Genomic DNA, 18,801 nt, shown 5'->3' on the forward strand with positions numbered 1-18,801 from the left:
GCATAGTAACTGTCCACTTAGCCAGAAATATACGATTCCATTTGGCCAACTACTTCAGCAGTTAACCCTGAGTACGGCATGAGTCTTCCGAGCGTATTTCCAGAGACAATCTATAGCTGAAATTTAACTTTTTTTCGAGGAGGTGCCTCCTCTTCCAGTCGATAGACATTTGAACAGTTGGTTGGTGTTTTAAAGGTTGTTTAGACCTTTGTCTGAGTCCTGATCAGCCTCACCAATCCTTCTTGGGTTGTAGACGCCACCAGTAAGCCAGCCTGATTGAATATCTGACCTCTTACCAGCGCTCTGGCTCCACTGGCAGTAGTACTTTCAACGCAGTGCAGCAACCATTCATCCATCCTGAATGGTCGGTGAAACCACATGGCATGGTCCAGACTGGCTATTTGAATGGGCTTCTGGAAAGTGGCAGCTCCGTGGGGATACAGGCTGGTGGGTAAAAACTGAAAATCTGAGGCGTAGGCCAGAAGGTATTTATGAAGTCCCGGGTTGTCGGGGAGTTTTCCGTTGGCTCTTAGCCATATTTTATGGTGTGCAGCCCTGGTTTTTTCTGCCATTGGATCCGCGGGGTCGGCAAAGCGAATCTCAATGGGATTATCGCTGAGCAGTCGTTTATGCAGGGGTTTGGGTATTAAATCGCTATGCCTTTGAGCCAGGGCTTTTTCGCTGAGTGCTTCATCCGGGGGTATGACGTTTGGCATCGGGTCCAGATGCTCAAAGCCACTTTCGTCAATCTGAAAGGAGGCGGACAGATTAAAAATGGGACGACCATTTTGCACGGCCACGACCCCACGGGTATTGAAGCTTCTGCCATCACGAATGCGGTCAACCATGTAAATAATTGGCTTGCTGCTATCGCCCTCGCGAAGAAAATAGCAATGGCAGGAATGAACATGACGTTCCGGATCTACCGTCTGCCTTGCCGCAGACATTGCCTGCCCTAATACCTGGCCACCAAATACCCGCCCCCAACCAAGATCCTGGCTTTGGCCCCGGAATATATTGTTTTCAATAGGTTTCAGTTGCAGTTGATTAATCAGTTCTTCCAGTACTTTACTCATCCTTTGACTCCCTGATTGCCTACCGTTGGTTGGCTGCAGATTGCGTTACTGCAATAGGATAACAACAGGCACGCTTTTTCCCAATAAAATTGGCGCTGTTTGCACTCACAGGATTACCTTGCAGATCTTGCTGCACCGATAGGATTAACCAGTTGTTTATAATGTGTGGGTTTTATTAATCTGGTCAGCCAAGTATGACGGTATTCGGCCAAAAACCTGACAAGACTTCTGTCAACGTTCTGGTCTCATGATTATTCTGTAATCTATTAGAATAAAACTGTAGTCTAATCCTGTTAACACATAAGCACAAATCAATCGAAAGCTATTTTCCACGAAGGCTGCGGTAACTTATGGATAACGCTTATTTGGTCGCCATTCATCTATGGTTGCAGCACAATACTGTCTGGATTGGTCCTGCTATTGCAGTGGTTGCCTGTCTGGAATCACTGGTTGCAGTGGGCATTGTTCTGCCCGGTGTTGCCATGCTGTTTGCATTGGCGGCTATTGCCGGGGCGGCTTCCATTGCTATTTATCCCATCCTCTTATGGGCTTTTTTGGGGGCTATTGTTGGGGATGGGTTCAGTTACCTGCTTGGCTATTATTTCCGCGAGCAAGTCAGATGCTGGTGGCCCTTTAATCGTCATCCAAAGTTGCTGGCAAGTGGTGAAGATTTCTTCAGGAAGTATGGCATTTTAAGTGTTGTGACTGGACGCTTTATCGGCCCTTCCCGCCCCATCATACCGGCAGTAGCCGGTATGATGGGTATGCTTCCCAAGTACTTTTTTACCGTTAATGTTCTCTCGGCCCTGGCCTGGTCTCCCGTTTACCTGCTTCCGGGTTACCTGACGGGAGCTGCGCTTCAGTGGCATGATAAAATACCCGATCAATTGTTGGCTGCCCTGTTAGCCATCATCGTTATTGCCATCCTGTTCCCACCATTGCTGATCTGTGCTCATCGTTACTTCAAACCCCGGCTCAGGGCGTATCTGGTGATTGTATCGGGGCTTTTGGTCTTGCTTATTTTCGCTAACGGAACTGGCTTGCTGGAAGGCGTCAATCAACGTGTCGATCAATGGCTGACAGCGCTTCAGTTACCCTGGTTGCAAAAGCTGATGTACCGGGTGGCTCAGATTGGCAGCTTCCCTGTTTTGGGTATCATTTTCACAGGATGCATGGTCTGGCTTTACCACTGTGATCGGCTAACCACCCTGTGCAGTCTGCTCTTTGGTGGTGTATTGATGGTTTGTCCTGTCTGGCTTATCAACTGGCTGGCAAACAATAAGAGGTCTGTGGCAGGGGTTGATCCTTATACTTTCTCTTCTATCCATACAGTATTCGTCGTTTATATACTGTTTTCTTTTACTACATTGGTGGCAGCCAACCGTCCATTTACCACCCAATGGTTATGGGCCAGTGTTGCTTTGGGGCTGGTGATGGTTGAAGCGTTTTCCCGGTTGCTTTTGCAGGCTCACTGTTTCGGTGATGTCATGACGGGGCTGTGTCTTGGTTTATTCTGGCGGCTGGTTATTCTCGATGTTGAACAGAGGAGTTGAACAGCGGAGTCAATGCCCGGAGTAAACGTATTTTTCCCGTTTGATTTGCCGGGGGGATAGCCCTTTATCTCTGAGCAGAATCACGCAATCATCAATCATGCCCGGGTTCCCACAGAGATAAACCACATCTTTTTCAGGATTCAGGTTGAGGGCGTCAAACTGATCTTGCACATGGCCGACATACTCATGGTTAGCCGGGTTTACGTTGGACTCGCGACTTAGGCAGGTGCGGAATTTCAAGTTTGACAGTTGCGCAAAATCTTCAGAGTAAATGCTTTCCTCCCGATATCTGAACCCCTTGAAAACAGTGACAGATGTTCCTTTATCTGTCAGAGCTTTCAGTTGTGGGATCATACTTCGATAGGGTGAAATCCCCGTGCCAGTGCCTACCAAAACAAGCTGACCGGGAAAGTTTTCCAAAAGCGTGAGGGCTCCAAACGGGCCTGCGATATTGAGTTGGAATCCCGGTGGAGCTTTTCGGAAAAAACCAGAGGCAACCCCCCCACTAACCAGACTGAGAGCGACTTGCAGCTGGCCTGATGTTTTGAAGTGATCCGCAGAGTTGGCAATGCTGTAACTTCGTTTATGGAGTGCTCCATCAATCTCAAGCTGCAGCTGCACAAACTGTCCGGCAATAAAATTGAAACTTGCTCTATCGTCCTGTACAAACTCAAAACTCAGCTGCAATGTATTGGCGCTGAGCTGGTCAGTCTTGACCAGCTTCGCTGATAAAAGAGAACCGGGCATTATTGGCTATCCTCGTGACGTTATTTCAGTGCTGCTTTCATAATAGCTTCTGATCATCCGTGAGAGGCTGCCTCGCCAGGGTTTATTATGAACGCCAAAGGTACTTAAAATTTTTCGGCAGGAGAGTGTTGCATTGGCTGGTGCCTGAATACCATTGCGATCGTTCAGTTTATCCATGCGCAGTTTTCGAATTTTCAGATCCTGATATTGTGATGCCTCAGAAATTACGGCCTCGGCAAATCGGTTTTCAGAGATAGGCTCGGCTCCGGCATAATGATAAGTACCCCAGGGTTTAGCCCCACAGCCCAGTTGCCGAATAATCGCTACAATGACTCTGGCAGCATCTTCACTGGGTGTCGGACATCCCTGTTGATCGGATACCACGGCAACCTCCTGCTCATGGCTGATCTGATCCAGAAGGTGCTTTAACAGGTTGGTGCGACGGTGGCTGATGACCCAGGATAGCCGGAGGATGATATGCCTTGGGCAGCGCTCACTGATTTGCTGTTCTGCCTGCCATCGGCTGGTTGCCAGCACCCCGGATGGGTTAGGTATATCTTTTTCGGTATAAGCTTCCTTTTTGCTGCCATCAAAAACCCGGTAGGTTGAAATATAAACCAGAATTGCCTGCTGCCGGTGGCAACCATCAGCCAGTGTCGCCATGGCATCCCGGTTTATCCGGAAACATTTGGACGGCTCGTTTTCTGCCTTGACCGGATCGTTATAACCTGCACAGTTAACCACGACATCTGGCTGATATTTTTTCAGGCAGGAATCAATGGACTCAGGATTTTCGAGATTTAATTCATCCCTTCCCGGAGCAATACACCGGATCTGCTGGTCAAGAAACAATCGTTGTACTTCCTGGCCGATCAGCCCGGTACCACCAATCAGGAGTATGTTCATCAGCATCCAGTCGTTATGAGTTAATGATCAGAGACAATTTAACGCCATTGGATCAATGCGCAAAATAATTCCATTGAAACATGAATAAGATGGTTCAGGAAAAGAATTCCGGGCATCGACAGCATTGGCTACAGGGACCGGTAGCAGTAAGCCGCTGATAAAAGCCGTAGTTATAGTAAGATAAGCCGCTTATTTCCGTCTATTTTTACATGGATGAACTTTCTGAAATCAGGGTCTGCTGACGATGTATGTGGCTGAAGTTCCGCCAGGGCAGCAGGAAGAAGAGCGTATTCTTCTTGTGGATGACAATCCGACCAATTTGCAGGTATTGCTGCAAACTCTCAGTGGCCGGTGCTACAAGTTACTTATTGCCAAGAATGGCGAGAGTGCTCTTCGGATTGCTGCCAAGGCAAAACCCGCCCTGGTGTTGCTGGATATTATGATGCCCGGCATGGATGGCTATGAGGTTTGTCAGCGGATGAAGGAAAATCCTGAAACCCGTAATATAACGGTGATTTTCTTGTCGGCCCTGGATGACACCAAAGACAAGGTCAGGGGGCTGGAAACCGGCGCTGTGGACTTTATCTCCAAGCCATTTCAAGCGGAAGAGGTCATTGCCCGGGTGCAGACCCAATTGAAAATCCATAAGCTTGAACAGGCTCTTTCAGCCAGGAATCGACAGCTGGAAGCTGATAAGGCCCGCATTCTTGAAAGTATGAATGAAGGGATATTTGGTCTTGATCGACTGGGAATGATTACTTTTGCCAACCCGGCAGCCTCTGCCATGACTGGCTGGTCTATAGAGCAACTCACGGGCCAGAACCTGATTCAGTTGATGAAAGGGGGGGAAGATGGGGATGTATCAGGGCCACTGGCAACGATTGAGGTATCCCTGGTCAATGGTGTCAGTAAAACCGTTGAAAATGCCACGTTTCTGCACAGTGACGGTTCGCCATTTCCGGTGGATTTTTCCTGTACGCCGATTATGGAAAACAGTTCCCCCAGTGGCGCTGTGGTTGTGTTTAGAGATATTTCCGAGAAAAAAAGACAGCAGCATGCCCTGCAAAAGGCACTGGATGAGTTGCAGAGTCAGAAAGATCAACTGACCCATGTGTCCCGTTTGAGCACCATGGGTGAGATGGCCGCTGGTTTTGCCCACGAGGTAAATCAGCCGCTGACAGCGATTTCCAATTATGCCCAGGTGGCGAGAAGAATGCTGGCCCGGCTGGACTTGGCAGATGATCTTGGCTTGGCCGAAGCCATGGAAAAAGTCAATACCCAGGCCAGACGGGCAGGTGAAATCATTGCCCGTATTCGTTCTTTTGTGAAGAAACCGGACCATGTTCTGGGCAGTGTTGACCCGAACCGTTTGATTCAGGATACCTACAAGCTTGCTGAAGTCGACGCCCGTAACAACCATATGGAAATTCATCTGGAGCAGGAAGAGGGACTGCCTGATGTGAAGGTAGACCCGGTGCAGATCCAGCAGGTGGCATTAAACCTGATTCGCAATGGCATGGAAGCGATGAGAGATATGGATACCCGCAGTATTGGGGTCTATGTCCGTACCGAAAAGCAGGATAATAACTTCGTCAAAGTATCAGTCATTGACCGCGGCCATGGTCTGGCAGATGATGCCGAAGAAAAACTGTTTACTCCATTTTATACCACCAAGGCTGATGGCATGGGTATCGGGCTGACGGTATGTCACTCCATTATACAGTCCCATGGTGGGCGGCTGACATTCCTGCGTAACCCTGAAGGCGGGACGATATTTGAATTTACCCTGCCCATTGCGGACTGATAATATGGCCCCTTTAAAAGTCTTTGATTGCAAAGAGTACACGATGGTGGTGACGATCGTTGCCGGGAGAAAAGACATTGGCTGATCAAGTGACGGAGTACATGCATGGACTGGGCCAGAGAGCCCGGCAAGCCATTAAGGAAATGGCGGTTGCTGATACTGCGACGAAAAACAGGGCACTTCTGGCAATAACAGACGCACTGGCAGCGGATCGTACCCAGCTGAAGTTTGTCAATACCCGGGATCTGGAGACTGGCCGGGATCGTGGGCTTGATGCCGCCATGCTGGATCGCCTTGAACTGACCGATGCCCGAATCGATGCCATGATTGAAGGCCTGCGTCAAGTGGCTGCCCTGCCAGACCCCATCGGCACCATTGATGACATGAAGTATGTACCCAGCGGTATTCAGGTAGGCAAAATGCGGGTGCCCCTGGGCGTTATTGGCATTATCTATGAATCCCGCCCAAACGTTACCGTGGAAGCGGCGAGCCTGTGTCTGAAATCCGGCAATGCTGTCATTCTCCGGGGAGGGAGTGAAGCCATTCACTCCAATCAGGCTATTGCCCGGTGTATTCAGCAGGGCCTGGCCCGGGCAGGATTGCCTGAAGATACAGTTCAGGTGGTGGAAACCATCGACCGTGCCGCTGTCGGTGTGCTGATCACCATGCCTGAGTATGTCGATGTGATCGTACCCCGGGGTGGCAAGGGACTGATTGAGCGCATCAGTGCTGACGCCCGGGTACCGGTGATTAAACATCTCGATGGGGTTTGCCATGTCTATCTGGATGATCGGTCCGATCATGGCAAGGCTGTCCGGATCGCCATGAATGCGAAAACCCACCGTTATGGTGTGTGCAATGCCATGGAAACGCTGCTGGTGCATCAGGCTGTGGCTCAGCCTTTGTTGCGGGAGCTTTCAGGACTTTATTCCCAAAAAGGGGTTGAGCTGCGGGGTTGTCCTGTTACCTGTGAAATTCTGCCCGGCGCCGTACCCGCAACAGAAGACGACTGGCGGGAAGAGTACCTTGGCCCGGTTCTGGCCATTAAAGTGGTCCTGGATATGGATGAAGCAATTGCTCATATCAATCGCTATGGCTCCCATCATACCGATGCCATTGTCACCGAAGACTTTACCCGTGCCCGTCGTTTTTTGCGGGAAGTGGATTCCAGCTCTGTGATGGTGAATGCCTCAACCCGCTTTGCCGACGGATTTGAGTATGGACTGGGCGCTGAGATTGGTATCTCTACCGACAAAATCCATGCCCGGGGGCCTGTTGGCCTTGAAGGGCTGACTTCGCAAAAATATGTTGTGCTTGGGGATGGCCATATTCGCCGGTGATGTTGCTGGTGAATTTCCCCCTTTGCGCGTATCGGGCATTGACATCGATGGTCAATGCTGAGAGCCTGCCCGGTTTTTAAATAGACTGATTCGGTAAATAAATCCTGCCGGGTCGTCAATACGAGGTTAATGTTGCAGTCTATGCATTCTGATGAGTTAAAACAGCTGGCTATTGAAGCTATTGAAGAAGTAAAAGGTAATGAAATCACCTGTTTGAATGTTTCGGGTCAAACCACGGTTACCGATTATATGGTGATTGCCTGTGGTACATCCAACCGTCATGTGAAGTCGCTGGCAGATAACGTTATTGAGCAGTGCAAGAAAAATGGTGTTCGACCTCTGGGGGTTGAAGGTCAGGACAAGTCCGAGTGGGTTCTGGTGGATCTTGGTGATGTGGTTGTCCACCTGATGTTGCCTGCTACCCGGCAGTTCTATGACCTGGAAAGACTGTGGGACAGTGCTGACCTGGTCGCCGCTGAGCCCTCCTGATGCGAATTCGACTGATATCCGTTGGCTCGAAAATGCCGGGTTGGGTTTTAGAGGGTTATAAGGAATACAGCCGTCGGCTGGGTGCGGACGTAAAACTGGAGCTTATTGAGATTCCTCTTGGCAAGCGCAGTAAAGGTTCTGATATTCATCGCCTTCAGGACAAAGAAGCGGGTCAGATGCTTGCCGCAGTGGGCTCAGGTGACCTGGTGGTCACCCTGGAAATTATGGGCAAGGCCTGGAGCACAGGGCAACTGGCGGACAATATGCAAGCGTGGCTGGGCAGTGGTCGCAACGTCAGTTTGCTGGTCGGTGGGCCGGAAGGTTTGCATTCATCCTGCCTGGCCAGGGCAGATCTGCGCTGGTCATTGTCATCATTAACATTGCCCCATCCACTGGTCAGGGTTGTGGTGGCTGAGCAGGTCTACAGAGCCTGGAGCATTCTTCACCATCACCCATACCACAAGTAAAACTGATCTAACCCGGATTGACGACGTTCTTTTACTCAAGTAAAAGTGAGTGAGTATTTTTTACGTTTAATCCCTGTGTATTAACAGGCTAATGTATCAGTTGATACATTGTAAACTGCCCTTTGATCATACGACTGATGACTGAGATATAACATGCCGCAGGATACCTTAAAGGACCATGGGGCAGAAAAAAGACTGGTAAATATCCGGATTTGGGTTGCCATTGGCTGTATGGTGCTCCTTACTGTGGGGCTGGTTTCCCGCCTCTTCTATCTTCAGGTTGTTCGCTACAATGAACTGTCCACGCAATCAGATGAAAATCGTGTACTGGTTCAACCAGTCCCTCCCACCCGTGGCCTGATTTACGACACCAATGGTAAGCTTCTTGCCGTAAACAAGCCCAGTCATATATTGTCGATTGTGCGAGAGCAGACAAAAGACCTTGGCGGTTTGCTGGATGATATTGACAATATTTTGCCGCTGACAGATGGCGAGCTACAGCGTTTTCATCAACGCGTCAGACGACGTCGGCCTTATGAAGCAGTGCCTCTGAAGTTTGACCTTACCGTAGAAGAGATCGCCCGGATTTCAGTCAATCTTTTCCGTTTGCCGGGGGTAGATATCAACGCTGAGCTGATTCGGCAGTACCCCGAAGGAAAGCATTTTGCCCACAGCATCGGCTATGTAGGCCGAATCAATGACCGGGATTTGAAACGTCTCGATCCAACGCTCTATTCCGGTACTCATACCACGGGCAAGATTGGTATTGAACGCGCTTATGAGTCGGTACTTCTGGGTAAGCCCGGTTATCAGGAGGTAGAGACCAATGCCCGGGGCCGGGTATTGCGGGTGTTGAAAAAAGTCAGCCCACAAGCCGGTCAGGATCTTAACCTTTATCTGGACAGCGAGCTGCAAAAAGTGGCGATTGACGCAATCGATGGTCGCAGAGGGGCTTTGGTTGCAATGGACCCAAAGACCGGGGGCGTGCTGGCAATGGCCAGCAATCCATCATTTGATCCCAATCTGTTTGTTACGGGTATTGATAGTAAGACTTACAATGCGCTGAACCGAGATATCGAACGACCGTTGTACAACCGGGCATCATTAGGTGAGTACCCCCCTGCCTCCACAGTAAAGCCGGTGATGGGGCTGGCACTGCTGGCAAACGATGTTGTCAAACCAGAGGATAAAATTTTTGATAAAGGCTGGTTTCAGCTGCCGGGCAGCGACCACCGGTTTCGCAACTGGAAACGTTCTGGTCATGGCTGGGTCGATTTATCCCGTGCCATATCAGTATCCAATGATACCTATTTCTATATTCAGGCCGGGAAGCTGGGTATCGACAACCTCCATGATTTTGCTGATCAATTCGGGTTTGGCCACAGAACCGGCATTGATATAAGAGAGGAGCGTCCGGGCCTTTTGCCCTCCAGGGAGTGGAAGCGAGGTGCCTATGGTCAGCCATGGTATCCAGGGGAAACGGTGATTGCGATCATTGGCCAGGGCTATATGCTGGCAACCCCCTTGCAGCTGGCAGAGTCAACGGCACTGATTGCCAATCGTGGCAAGTATGTTCAGCCCCGTCTGGTGAAAGAAGATATTCCTGAAATCCAGGGTGAATTCTGGGGGGATGATATCAGCATTGGCCGGACTCCCGAGGCACAAGCCAAAAACTGGGAACTTATTATCAAAGCCATGGAAGATGTTGTGCATTCTCCGGGGGGGACCGCACACTGGCGAATCGGTCGGGGACTCAAATACCGTATGGCCGGTAAAACCGGCACAGCACAGGTGGTCAGTATTCCCCAGGGAGAGGAATATGATGCTGAGAAGCTGAAAGAGTACCAGCGGGATCACAGTCTGTTTATCGCGTTTGCGCCGGTAGAAAATCCCCGGATTGCCGTTGCTGTGATCCTGGAGAATAATAATGGAGCTTCCAATATCGCCAGAAAAGTCATGGATCATTACCTGTTGCCCGGATTAAATGCCAGCAGCAATCAATTGAAGGGAGAGAAGTAATGGCTAACCAGGATTTTGTACGCCAGATTGATCTCCACGGATTTGGTCGCAGCCCGGGACTGGCCATGCGTTGGCATATTGATTTTGTGCTGCTCGGTTTTTTGCTGTTACTCTGTGGTGCGGGGCTCTTTATTCTTTACAGTGCCACCGGTCGGGATATGTCTGTTGTTATTCGACAGGCTACTTACCTGGGCATCAGTCTGGTCGGCATGGTGATTTTGGCCCAGGTTCCGCCGAGAGTACTGATGCAGTGGGCCAAATGGTTTTATGTGGGCGGGGTGCTGTTATTACTGGCCGTCCTGTTCATGGGCGTACAATCCAAAGGTGCCCAGCGCTGGATTCAGCTGCCGGGTTTCCGGTTTCAGCCATCGGAAGTGATCAAGCTGATTATGCCGATAACCATGTCGGCTTTTCTGGCCCGGCGGCCACTGCCTCCCTCGTTTAAGGATGTCATTTTTTCACTGATGATTATTGCTGTTCCGGTGGTGCTTATTGCCAGGCAACCTGACCTTGGTACGGCAATTTTAATTGGTGCTTCGGGCCTGTTTGTTTTGCTTCTGGCGGGTTTGCGAAAACGTATTATATTTTATTCCATCTGCCTTGCGGTACCCGCGATTTATGTGCTTTGGCAGTTCTTTATGTATGACTATCAGAAGCAGAGGGTGCTGACATTTCTAAAGCCTGAAAGTGACCCATGGGGAGCCGGTTGGAATATCATACAATCCACCATCGCTATTGGTTCCGGTGGGCTTTATGGCAAGGGTTGGTTGCAGGGAACCCAATCGCATCTTGATTTTTTGCCAGAGAGCCATACGGATTTTATTATTGCCGTTCTGGCGGAAGAGTTTGGCCTGATGGGCTGCCTGATACTCCTTGTTCTGTATACCTTGATTCTGGCGCGGGGAATATTCATTACCCTGAATGCCCAGACGCTCTTTGGTCGTTTATTGGCGGGCAGTATTACCCTGACATTCTTCGTGTATATCTTTGTCAATATCGGAATGGTGAGTGGGCTTCTGCCAGTAGTGGGTGTTCCATTACCTATGGTCAGCCGGGGGGGGACTTCTTTACTGACCTTGCTGGCCGGTTTTGGTCTGCTGATGTCGATACATACCCATCGCTCTTTTCTCGGGGTTTCCCGATAGATCTTTACCTTTCCGCCATAGAATTAAGAACCACTGTCGATTAATGTAGAGACAGGGTTGGCAATGTATTGTTGCTGCTGTATTAGTCTTTGGGAGAACCCTGAGTTTGTTATTTTTAAAAAGGTACGGATACATGAAAAATTTTCCCGGGGTGTTCCGTCGAGTGGTTCGTGATGGCCTGTTGATGGCTGCCATGGTTGCTACACCGGTATCGTTTGCACAGGAAAATCCTGGCAGTGACTATCTGGGCAGGCAGGATGTTGATGCTTTTATTGATGAGTTGGTCGCCGAGCATCGTTTTTCCCGGACAGAACTCGAGGATATTATGGCCGGGGCGGAGCGTTCTGACCGGGCCCTGGAGCTGATCAGCCGTCCTGCAGAAGGTACCCTGGAGTGGAAGGACTACCGCAAGATATTTGTTACGCCAGAAAGAATCGCGAAGGGGGTCAGCTTCTGGGAAGACAATGTGGAAACCCTTGCCCGTGTTGAACAGGAGCTTGGGGTGCCTGCCAATATTATTGTGGCGATTATTGGTGTAGAAACCTACTACGGTCGCCAGACCGGTGGCTTTAAAGTGCTTGATGCGCTCACTACCCTGGGGTTTGATTTTCCCCGAAGGGGTGAGTTTTTTCGCAAAGAGCTGAAAAATTTCCTGTTACTCGCCCGGGAACAGAATCTTGACGTTGACGAACTGACCGGGTCCTATGCCGGAGCCATGGGCATTCCACAGTTTATGCCGTCCAGCTACCGTGCCTACGCGGTTGATTATACCGGCGATCAGCAGGCAAATATCTGGCTGAGCGATGAAGATGCCATCGCCAGTGTTGCCAACTATTTGCAAAAGCACGGTTGGAAATACGGCCGTGGTGTGGCAGTTCAGGCAAAGGTTTCAGGCGCCAAGCATGAGCAGATTGTTTCTTCAGGACTGAAACCGGATAAAAAACTGAGCCTGGTACGAAAGGCTGGGTGGGTTGTGCCGAAAATGGTTCCGAAATCCTCAAAGGTCCTGGCCATGAAGCATGAAGGCAGTGCCGGTGCTGAGTATTGGGTCGGGCTTCATAATTTTTATGTCATTACCCGATATAATCGTAGCCAAATGTATGCCCTTGCCGTTTATCAGCTGGCCAGAGAAGTGAAGGATAGATATAACCGGTCCCTGGCATTACAAAAGCAAGTTGCAAAAGGTGAGCAGGGGTGATCTTTTCAACATGTTGAAAAGTATATTTGATCAATCGGGACGATCGGGAGCCAGCATCTCAGGCCTGGTATCATTGGGGAAATTCATGGGCATTAGCACTCTGGTAGTCAGGTTAGTTCCTGCCGTAATGTTATTAGCCCTGGCTGGCTGTAGCAGCACCAAAGTTCAGGATGGCCCACCGGCTCGCTCCGTTGATATCAGTACCATTCCTGACGCTGTGCCATCGCCAATACAGGTTCCTGTTAAAAATACACCGTACACCCTGGGCGGGATTCACTATCAGCCGATGGCATCTGCCAATGGTTATGCAGAAAATGGTCAAGCCTCATGGTATGGCACCAAGTTTCACGGGAAGCAGACGGCTAACGGTGAAATCTACGATATGTTCAAGATGACGGCAGCCCATAAAACCTTGCCACTACCCTCCTATGTCAAGGTCACTAATCTTGAGAATGGTCAGTCGGTGGTGGTGCGGGTCAATGACCGTGGGCCATTTCATGGTGATCGACTGATCGATCTTTCTTATGTGGCGGCAAAAAAACTGGGGTTTGCTGATTCAGGCTTGGCGAATGTGGCAATAGAAGGCATTGACCCGGAGACATTTGCCCGTTCTCCCGCTCATCAACGGTATGGTGATTTGCTCTACCTGCAACTGGCTGCCTTTAAAAATTACCATAATGCGCAGCTGTTACGTCGTGATCTCTTTTCCCGGGTGGGTGTCCAGGCGAAAGTTATCAAAGGGGATGCACCAGAACCGCTTTATCGGGTGAGGATTGGTCCAGTGGAAAGTCCTGACCATCTGGAGTCGTTGCTGGAGGGGTTAAGCTCTGCTGAGTTTGCGTCACCCTATCTTGTGTATGAAAAGCCTGTCAAGGGGGCTTTTGAAAAGACGGTGACTGAAGTAGAGGGGGAACAGCCTGAGCAAGAACAGCCTGAGCAAGAACAGCCTGAGCAGATAGTCAAAGCTCCATAAGGTGGGTATAGGATGGATCAAATCTGTCCTATTCTCGGTCAACAAGTATTTTCAACATGCCTTTGATTTCAGCCAGTTCATCTTCTACACGGGTCAGGCGGTCTTCAACACCGGTTAACCTGCCTGAAACACTGATCAATTTCCCTTCTACCCCCGTCAGACGACCTTCAACATCAGTCAGATGTTCATCAGTTTGAGTCTGCCACTGTTCCATACTGTTGATACGCTGAATCAGCGCTTTTATTAACTCTTCAACATTGATCAGGCGCTCATTCATACCACTGCTCTGGCGAGTGAGCTCGAAGACCGTTTGCCGTATAGTGACAATGTCTTCACCCATTTCGGTCAGTTTGGCGTTCTCCTTTGCCGCTGCACGTGCTTTAGGCTCATTAATGCCGAGTTCAATGAGACACTCGTACAGGTCTTCATTTAGCATTATGTCACTCCCCGTTTCCCATGTTTTATCAATCATAGAATTATTGATTACTATTACGGTTGAAAGGCATTGCTGGCTCATAGTCGTGTAATCATAAGGTAAAAATAGAGGGCGTTTGGCAACCTTGCCAAGATAATTCGTTCTCACCCCGAGGCTTTTAGCCATAAGGTCTGTAGCATTTTTTTAGATATTCTGTTTTCCGCAGGGTCAGGTTTTTCAGGGCTTTGGAGTGCAATCATGGCTATAGATTTCTTTGCTATTAACACTGATGAAAATGAGCAATGTGCAAGATTGACCTTCATTAATAGAACGTTTATACCAATTTCACCTTCTAAATATGAGATCGTGCAAGCCATTTTCAATAGATGGGCAAAGCGGATTGACCAGTAATAGCAGGGCAGTTGCGAGGGATTTCAACGAAGATCCAGCTGTTCAAAATGGCTGCGTAGTTCATATTCAGAAGGTGAAATTGGTATTACATGGCCACGGGTCAGCAAAGGGTAAAGGTGGCAATGGGATATTGCACAGCAGCAGAACTTGGGGCCGATATTCCTGTATACTCCGGAGCAAGTCAGCTTTTATCAGAATTTGGCGAGGAGCACGCTTTTATTTGGTTCACTACTTTACTCCCTGCTCGCTTCTGACCTGACGAAAGTTCTGTTGTGTTGATCGGTGAATTGTTGTCAGTTGCAGTTAACCTCTAAAGACTTGAACATTATAATGAAGAAAATCCATATACTCAGACCATTTATCTGCATGGGCAAAAGAATGTTATCTTCCCTTCGCACGCTGGTGGCCCTTCATCAGCTGGTGGCCCCCCGCTGGCTCAGAGCGTTGACCATGGCCGGTCTTGTTTTTGCTGGTCAGGCCAGTGCATATGGACAGATTCCATCGCCACCGGAAGTATCCCTGAAGAGCTTTATTCTGATGGACGCCGCCAGTGGTGAAGTGCTGGCATCACAGAATCCCGATGACCCCATGCATCCAGCCAGTCTGACCAAAATGATGACCGCTTATCTGGCTGAAATGGAAATGGATGCGGGCAATATTAACCGTGATGACCAGGTTCTGATCAGTGAAAAAGCATGGAGCCTTGGTGGTTCCACCATGTTTATTGAAGTTGGGGAACGGGTAACCGTCGAAGATCTGCTCAAGGGTATTATTATTGTTTCCGGTAATGATGCCAGCGTTGCGGTTGCTGAACACATCGCAGGCAGCGAAGGGGCGTTTGCCCAATTAATGACCAGCACCGCCCGGCGTCTTGGCATGAACAACACGCTGTTCCAGAATGCCTCTGGCTGGCCAGCAGATGACCATTACTCTTCAGCTCGTGACCTGGCCATTCTTGGCAAACATATCGTTCAGGACTATCCGGAATACTACGGCTGGTATGCTGAGAAGTACTTTCAGTACGGCGTGGATAAAAAAACCGGTAAACCCCTGCGTCGTCAGGCAAACCGTAACCGTCTGCTCTGGACCAACCCTTATGTGGATGGTCTGAAGACCGGGCATATTGAAGATACCGGCTACCACCTGGCAGTCACTTCCGAACGTGATGACCGCCGCCTGATTGCCGTGCTGTTAGGCTCCGGTAGTGAGAAACAGCGTGCTGATGATGCCCAGAAACTGCTAACTTATGGTTTCCGCTTCTTTGAAAACGTAGACGTGAAAAAAGGTGGCGAGCCTTTACAAACCGTCAAGGTCTGGAAAGGTGACATCAGTGAAATTACCGCCGGTATCACTGAGGACCTGATTGTCACTGTGCCCAGGGGTACGGGTAAGAACCTGATCGCATCTGTGACGATCAACCCAAAGCTCGAAGCGCCCATCGAAAAAGGCCAAACCATTGGTTCAGTAAACGTTATGCTGGAAGATGAACGCGTTCGTGAGGTGCCGCTGGTTGCCCTGCAGGCCGTTGAGCCCGGAGGTTTATTCAAGCGTATCTGGGATAGTATTGTCCTGTTCTTTACCAGCCTGCTTGCATAACGGTTATGGGTAAGGAGAAGTTTGAAAAGCGCTGTATTGGGTACAGCGCTTTTGCTTTATCGTTCGGCAATGATGCAGGTAGATGGTTATGAATGAGCCACAGGCCCCGAAAATTGAATTTCCCTGTGATTACCCTATTCGTATCGTAGGGCACTCCGCTCCCGATTATAAAGATTTTGTCCTGAGGGTGGTGGCAAAACACGCCCCGGACTTCGATGGTCATGCCAAAATGAAAACCAGCCGAAATGGCAAGTACATGTCAGTGACCGTGGTTATTCATGCCACTGGCGAACCTCAACTGCAGGCGCTCTTTGAAGATTTGAAAGCCAGCGGCCGGATTCAAATGGTTTTGTAATGGACAGGGCTTTGATGGCTGGAAGCATCCAACAGTCTGACGGTATTGACAATGACCTGATTGTTCGTAATCTCGGGCACAGAGACTACGAGCCTGTCTGGCAGGCAATGAAAGGCTTTACTGCCAATAGGGGGGATCAGACCCGGGATGAATTATGGGTGGTGCAACATCCTCCGGTTTTCACCCAGGGTCAAGCTGGCAAGCCGGAACATGTTCTTTTTCCGGGAGATATACCGGTTGTTCCGGTGGATCGCGGTGGCCAGGTTACCTATCATGGTCCGGGCCAGCTGGTGTTTTACTTTCTGATGGATGTGCGCCGGAAGAAAAGTGGTCCACGGGCCGTGGTTTCTGCATTGGAAAGTGCCGTTATTGCCATGCTTGCAGGTTATGGTTTAGAAGCACAGAACAGACCGGATGCACCAGGTGTTTATGTCAATGGTGCCAAGATTGCATCTCTTGGGCTTCGCTTTCGTAAAATGTGTTCTTACCATGGGCTAAGCCTGAATGTCGATATGGATCTGGAACCCTTTAACCGCATTAATCCCTGCGGTTACCCGGGGCTTCGTGTAGTGGATATGGCATCTCTGCTGGAAAATGTCGATATAGAGGCGGTGCATCGGCGTATGCTGGTATGCTTTCAGACAGCACTGGGGTACATCAATATTGATGAAAGAGCGGCGAGCAATGATCTGTTGACACACAGCGGGAACATTGGGGCAGCCATTTAATGGTCCAGTTGGCAGTACACCAAGATAACAGGGAGAGAGGCATGTCTGCTCATTGTGAAAACAGCTGTCCTGAATCGTTTGATAACCATGAGGCAGTAATAGCAGCCTCACCGGAGGAAACCTGCGGATGAAGCCGGAAAATATTATTCCGACCGTTCAGTTAGACGGTAGCGTCAAAATAGAAAGTGGTACCAAATTTGTCAATGACAAAGGCATTACAGCCATTAAAAATGGCATTAAAGCCAGTGCCGGGGGACAGCATGCCCCGATTCAGCAAAAACCATCCTGGCTCAGAATAAAAGCCAGTCACGGTACAAAATACAAAGAAGTCAAAAGTATCGTTCATAAACACAAGCTCAGTACGGTCTGCGAAGAGGCCATGTGTCCGAATATCAACGAGTGCTGGAGTTCTGGTACTGCGACCATCATGTTGATGGGCGATACCTGCACCCGGGCTTGTCGGTTCTGTGCCGTTAATACCGGTAACCCGAAGGGGTGGCTGGATGAGGACGAACCTGAGCATACCGCCACTTCAGTTAAATGGATGAATCTTAAGTATCTGGTTCTGACCTCGGTTAACCGCGATGACCTGCCGGATGGTGGCGCTGGACATTACGCAGCGGTGGTTCGCCGCGTCAAGGAAGAAAACCCGGAGACGGATGTAGAGGTTCTGACCCCTGATTTTCTCGGTGTTATGTCCCATGTTGAGAAGGTGGTTGATAGCCCTATAGTTGTCTTTGCCCAGAATGTAGAAACCGTTCGCCGATTGACTCACCCGGTGCGTGATCCCAGGGCCAGTTATGAACAGACACTGTCCGTGCTGGAACATGCCAAGAAATATCGTCCTGATATCCTGACGAAAACCAGTCTGATGCTGGGGCTTGGTGAAACCGATGATGAGATTCTGGAAGCCCTTGATGATCTCAGAGCCATCAATGTAGATATTGTTACCTTTGGCCAGTACCTGCAGCCAACCGTTAATCATCTCCCCATTGAACGTTATGTGACGCCGGAAGATTTTGAAAAATATCGCCAATGGGGATTGGAAAAAGGGTTTCTTGAGGTAGTTTCAGGCTCATTAGTACGATCCAGCTATCGTGCGGAGCAAGTATTGCAGAAGAACAACGTTGGACTTTGATGGGAACGCCCCAACATCTCCCAAATCGAAAAACGGGAGGACATCAACCTTTCCACCCAGGTCTCCTATATCCGGGCTTTGGGCGGTGAACTGGAACTGGTGGCACGTTTCAAGGATGGCGAGCGCATCCCCATCGCGCCCGTTACCCGCAACTGACTGGCGGGGCATTTTCCGGCCTTTTTGTCATTCAAAAATTCCTGAACCGGTTAACCCGCGACTCATACCCATCAATCTGATGGTTTAAAGAACCTGCTCGTCAGGGTAGTGCAAACCCCTTACCTGACAGGATAATCCAGACGTCTGCTATGTCAGACAAGGGTCAGCAGTCTGCAAAACTGTCGATCCTGACCACACGGCTACCTGTTCGCAGCAGGGAAGAGGTTTTGTCCCGGGAGGCTGTCCGAGAATAGCGCCCGACTGGGCGTCCCCGTAGCGAGGACG

17 protein-coding genes are annotated in these 18,801 nt (G+C 49.7%); 13 read left to right on the top strand and 4 right to left on the bottom strand.

Going from position 1 to position 18,801, the window contains the following annotated elements; genetic code table 11:
- Window positions 1-200 precede the first annotated feature (200 nt).
- Window positions 201-1,076 carry an acyl-CoA thioesterase II gene (gene tesB, locus KDK14_RS05385; RefSeq protein WP_257263993.1) on the bottom strand — a complete coding sequence of 292 codons (876 nt, stop codon included), beginning with the start codon at window positions 1,074-1,076 and terminating at the stop codon, window positions 201-203.
- Window positions 1,077-1,426: 350 nt separating this feature from the next.
- Here tesB and KDK14_RS05390 point away from each other — a divergent pair, with 350 nt between their 5' ends.
- Entirely contained in the window at window positions 1,427-2,629 is a 1,203-nt protein-coding gene (locus KDK14_RS05390) for a VTT domain-containing protein (protein ID WP_257263994.1), read from the top strand.
- Window positions 2,630-2,638: 9 nt separating this feature from the next.
- Here the strand turns inward: KDK14_RS05390 and KDK14_RS05395 are convergent, their stop codons facing one another.
- Window positions 2,639-3,376 carry an FAD-binding oxidoreductase gene (locus KDK14_RS05395; RefSeq protein ID WP_257263995.1) on the bottom strand — a complete coding sequence of 246 codons (738 nt, stop codon included), beginning with the start codon at window positions 3,374-3,376 and terminating at the stop codon, window positions 2,639-2,641.
- Window positions 3,377-3,382: 6 nt separating this feature from the next.
- Entirely contained in the window at window positions 3,383-4,282 is a 900-nt protein-coding gene (locus KDK14_RS05400; RefSeq protein WP_257263996.1) for an NAD(P)-dependent oxidoreductase, read from the bottom strand.
- Between the two features lie 244 nt (window positions 4,283-4,526).
- On the opposite strand from KDK14_RS05400, the gene KDK14_RS05405 reads away from it, so the two are divergent.
- The 8 genes from KDK14_RS05405 (at window position 4,527) to KDK14_RS05440 (ending at window position 13,717) form a co-directional block, all read left to right on the top strand.
- Entirely contained in the window at window positions 4,527-6,086 is a 1,560-nt protein-coding gene (locus KDK14_RS05405) for a response regulator (RefSeq protein WP_257263997.1), read from the top strand.
- Window positions 6,087-6,187: 101 nt separating this feature from the next.
- Window positions 6,188-7,426 carry a glutamate-5-semialdehyde dehydrogenase gene (locus KDK14_RS05410; RefSeq protein WP_257264007.1) on the top strand — a complete coding sequence of 413 codons (1,239 nt, stop codon included), beginning with the start codon at window positions 6,188-6,190 and terminating at the stop codon, window positions 7,424-7,426.
- A 141-nt stretch (window positions 7,427-7,567) separates the two neighbouring features.
- Window positions 7,568-7,915 (top strand): ribosome silencing factor, encoded by a 348-nt coding sequence (gene rsfS / locus KDK14_RS05415; protein WP_257263998.1) that lies wholly within the window; start codon window positions 7,568-7,570, stop codon window positions 7,913-7,915.
- Complete coding sequence (gene rlmH / locus KDK14_RS05420) at window positions 7,915-8,382, top strand: 23S rRNA (pseudouridine(1915)-N(3))-methyltransferase RlmH (protein ID WP_257263999.1); 468 nt, start codon at window positions 7,915-7,917, stop codon at window positions 8,380-8,382. Before rsfS ends, rlmH begins: the two co-directional genes overlap by 1 nt.
- Before the next feature lie 153 nt (window positions 8,383-8,535).
- Window positions 8,536-10,401: a penicillin-binding protein 2 gene (gene mrdA / locus KDK14_RS05425; protein WP_257264000.1), complete on the top strand. Its 1,866-nt coding sequence runs from the start codon at window positions 8,536-8,538 to the stop codon at window positions 10,399-10,401.
- Window positions 10,401-11,546 carry a rod shape-determining protein RodA gene (gene rodA / locus KDK14_RS05430; RefSeq protein WP_257264001.1) on the top strand — a complete coding sequence of 382 codons (1,146 nt, stop codon included), beginning with the start codon at window positions 10,401-10,403 and terminating at the stop codon, window positions 11,544-11,546. The genes mrdA and rodA overlap by 1 nt, the downstream gene beginning before the upstream one ends.
- Window positions 11,547-11,679: 133 nt before the next feature.
- Window positions 11,680-12,744 (top strand): lytic murein transglycosylase B, encoded by a 1,065-nt coding sequence (mltB, locus tag KDK14_RS05435; protein ID WP_257264002.1) that lies wholly within the window; start codon window positions 11,680-11,682, stop codon window positions 12,742-12,744.
- A gap of 10 nt (window positions 12,745-12,754) precedes the next feature.
- A complete protein-coding gene (locus KDK14_RS05440) occupies window positions 12,755-13,717 on the top strand; it encodes a septal ring lytic transglycosylase RlpA family protein (RefSeq protein ID WP_306671469.1) in 963 nt (320 codons plus the stop codon).
- Between the two features lie 28 nt (window positions 13,718-13,745).
- On the opposite strand, the gene KDK14_RS05445 is transcribed toward KDK14_RS05440, so the two are convergent.
- On the bottom strand, window positions 13,746-14,318 hold the full coding sequence (locus tag KDK14_RS05445) for a hypothetical protein (protein WP_257264003.1): 573 nt from the start codon (window positions 14,316-14,318) through the stop codon (window positions 13,746-13,748).
- A 603-nt stretch (window positions 14,319-14,921) separates the two neighbouring features.
- Between KDK14_RS05445 and KDK14_RS05450 the strand changes: the two genes are divergently transcribed.
- The 4 genes from KDK14_RS05450 to lipA all read left to right on the top strand — a co-directional run bounded on the left by KDK14_RS05450 (window position 14,922) and on the right by lipA (window position 18,360).
- Entirely contained in the window at window positions 14,922-16,139 is a 1,218-nt protein-coding gene (locus KDK14_RS05450) for a D-alanyl-D-alanine carboxypeptidase family protein (RefSeq protein ID WP_257264004.1), read from the top strand.
- Between the two features lie 88 nt (window positions 16,140-16,227).
- Entirely contained in the window at window positions 16,228-16,494 is a 267-nt protein-coding gene (locus KDK14_RS05455; RefSeq protein WP_101746054.1) for a YbeD family protein, read from the top strand.
- 14 nt (window positions 16,495-16,508) lie between these two features.
- The gene (gene lipB, locus KDK14_RS05460) at window positions 16,509-17,222 is read left to right on the top strand and encodes a lipoyl(octanoyl) transferase LipB (RefSeq protein WP_257264005.1); all 714 of its coding nucleotides are present in this window, start codon (window positions 16,509-16,511) and stop codon (window positions 17,220-17,222) included.
- 127 nt (window positions 17,223-17,349) lie between these two features.
- Window positions 17,350-18,360 carry a lipoyl synthase gene (lipA, locus tag KDK14_RS05465; RefSeq protein ID WP_257264006.1) on the top strand — a complete coding sequence of 337 codons (1,011 nt, stop codon included), beginning with the start codon at window positions 17,350-17,352 and terminating at the stop codon, window positions 18,358-18,360.
- The last annotated feature ends 441 nt before the right edge of the window (window positions 18,361-18,801 follow it).

Origin of the sequence: Endozoicomonas sp. ONNA2 (genome assembly GCF_024606365.1) — a bacterium.
Classification (GTDB): Bacteria; Pseudomonadota; Gammaproteobacteria; order Pseudomonadales; family Endozoicomonadaceae; genus Endozoicomonas.

Excerpts from the sequence above, each read along its gene's own strand:
- tesB (WP_257263993.1), bottom strand. The coding sequence starts at position 1,076 with ATGAGTAAAGTACTGGAAGAACTGATTAATCAACTGCAACTGAAACCT.
- KDK14_RS05390 (WP_257263994.1), top strand. The coding sequence starts at position 1,427 with ATGGATAACGCTTATTTGGTCGCCATTCATCTATGGTTGCAGCACAAT.
- KDK14_RS05395 (WP_257263995.1), bottom strand. The coding sequence starts at position 3,376 with ATGCCCGGTTCTCTTTTATCAGCGAAGCTGGTCAAGACTGACCAGCTC.
- KDK14_RS05400 (WP_257263996.1), bottom strand. The coding sequence starts at position 4,282 with ATGAACATACTCCTGATTGGTGGTACCGGGCTGATCGGCCAGGAAGTA.
- KDK14_RS05405 (WP_257263997.1), top strand. The coding sequence starts at position 4,527 with ATGTATGTGGCTGAAGTTCCGCCAGGGCAGCAGGAAGAAGAGCGTATT.
- KDK14_RS05410 (WP_257264007.1), top strand. The coding sequence starts at position 6,188 with ATGCATGGACTGGGCCAGAGAGCCCGGCAAGCCATTAAGGAAATGGCG.
- rsfS (WP_257263998.1), top strand. The coding sequence starts at position 7,568 with ATGCATTCTGATGAGTTAAAACAGCTGGCTATTGAAGCTATTGAAGAA.
- rlmH (WP_257263999.1), top strand. The coding sequence starts at position 7,915 with ATGCGAATTCGACTGATATCCGTTGGCTCGAAAATGCCGGGTTGGGTT.
- mrdA (WP_257264000.1), top strand. The coding sequence starts at position 8,536 with ATGCCGCAGGATACCTTAAAGGACCATGGGGCAGAAAAAAGACTGGTA.
- rodA (WP_257264001.1), top strand. The coding sequence starts at position 10,401 with ATGGCTAACCAGGATTTTGTACGCCAGATTGATCTCCACGGATTTGGT.
- mltB (WP_257264002.1), top strand. The coding sequence starts at position 11,680 with ATGAAAAATTTTCCCGGGGTGTTCCGTCGAGTGGTTCGTGATGGCCTG.
- KDK14_RS05440 (WP_306671469.1), top strand. The coding sequence starts at position 12,755 with ATGTTGAAAAGTATATTTGATCAATCGGGACGATCGGGAGCCAGCATC.
- KDK14_RS05445 (WP_257264003.1), bottom strand. The coding sequence starts at position 14,318 with ATGGCTAAAAGCCTCGGGGTGAGAACGAATTATCTTGGCAAGGTTGCC.
- KDK14_RS05450 (WP_257264004.1), top strand. The coding sequence starts at position 14,922 with ATGTTATCTTCCCTTCGCACGCTGGTGGCCCTTCATCAGCTGGTGGCC.
- KDK14_RS05455 (WP_101746054.1), top strand. The coding sequence starts at position 16,228 with ATGAATGAGCCACAGGCCCCGAAAATTGAATTTCCCTGTGATTACCCT.
- lipB (WP_257264005.1), top strand. The coding sequence starts at position 16,509 with ATGGCTGGAAGCATCCAACAGTCTGACGGTATTGACAATGACCTGATT.
- lipA (WP_257264006.1), top strand. The coding sequence starts at position 17,350 with ATGAAGCCGGAAAATATTATTCCGACCGTTCAGTTAGACGGTAGCGTC.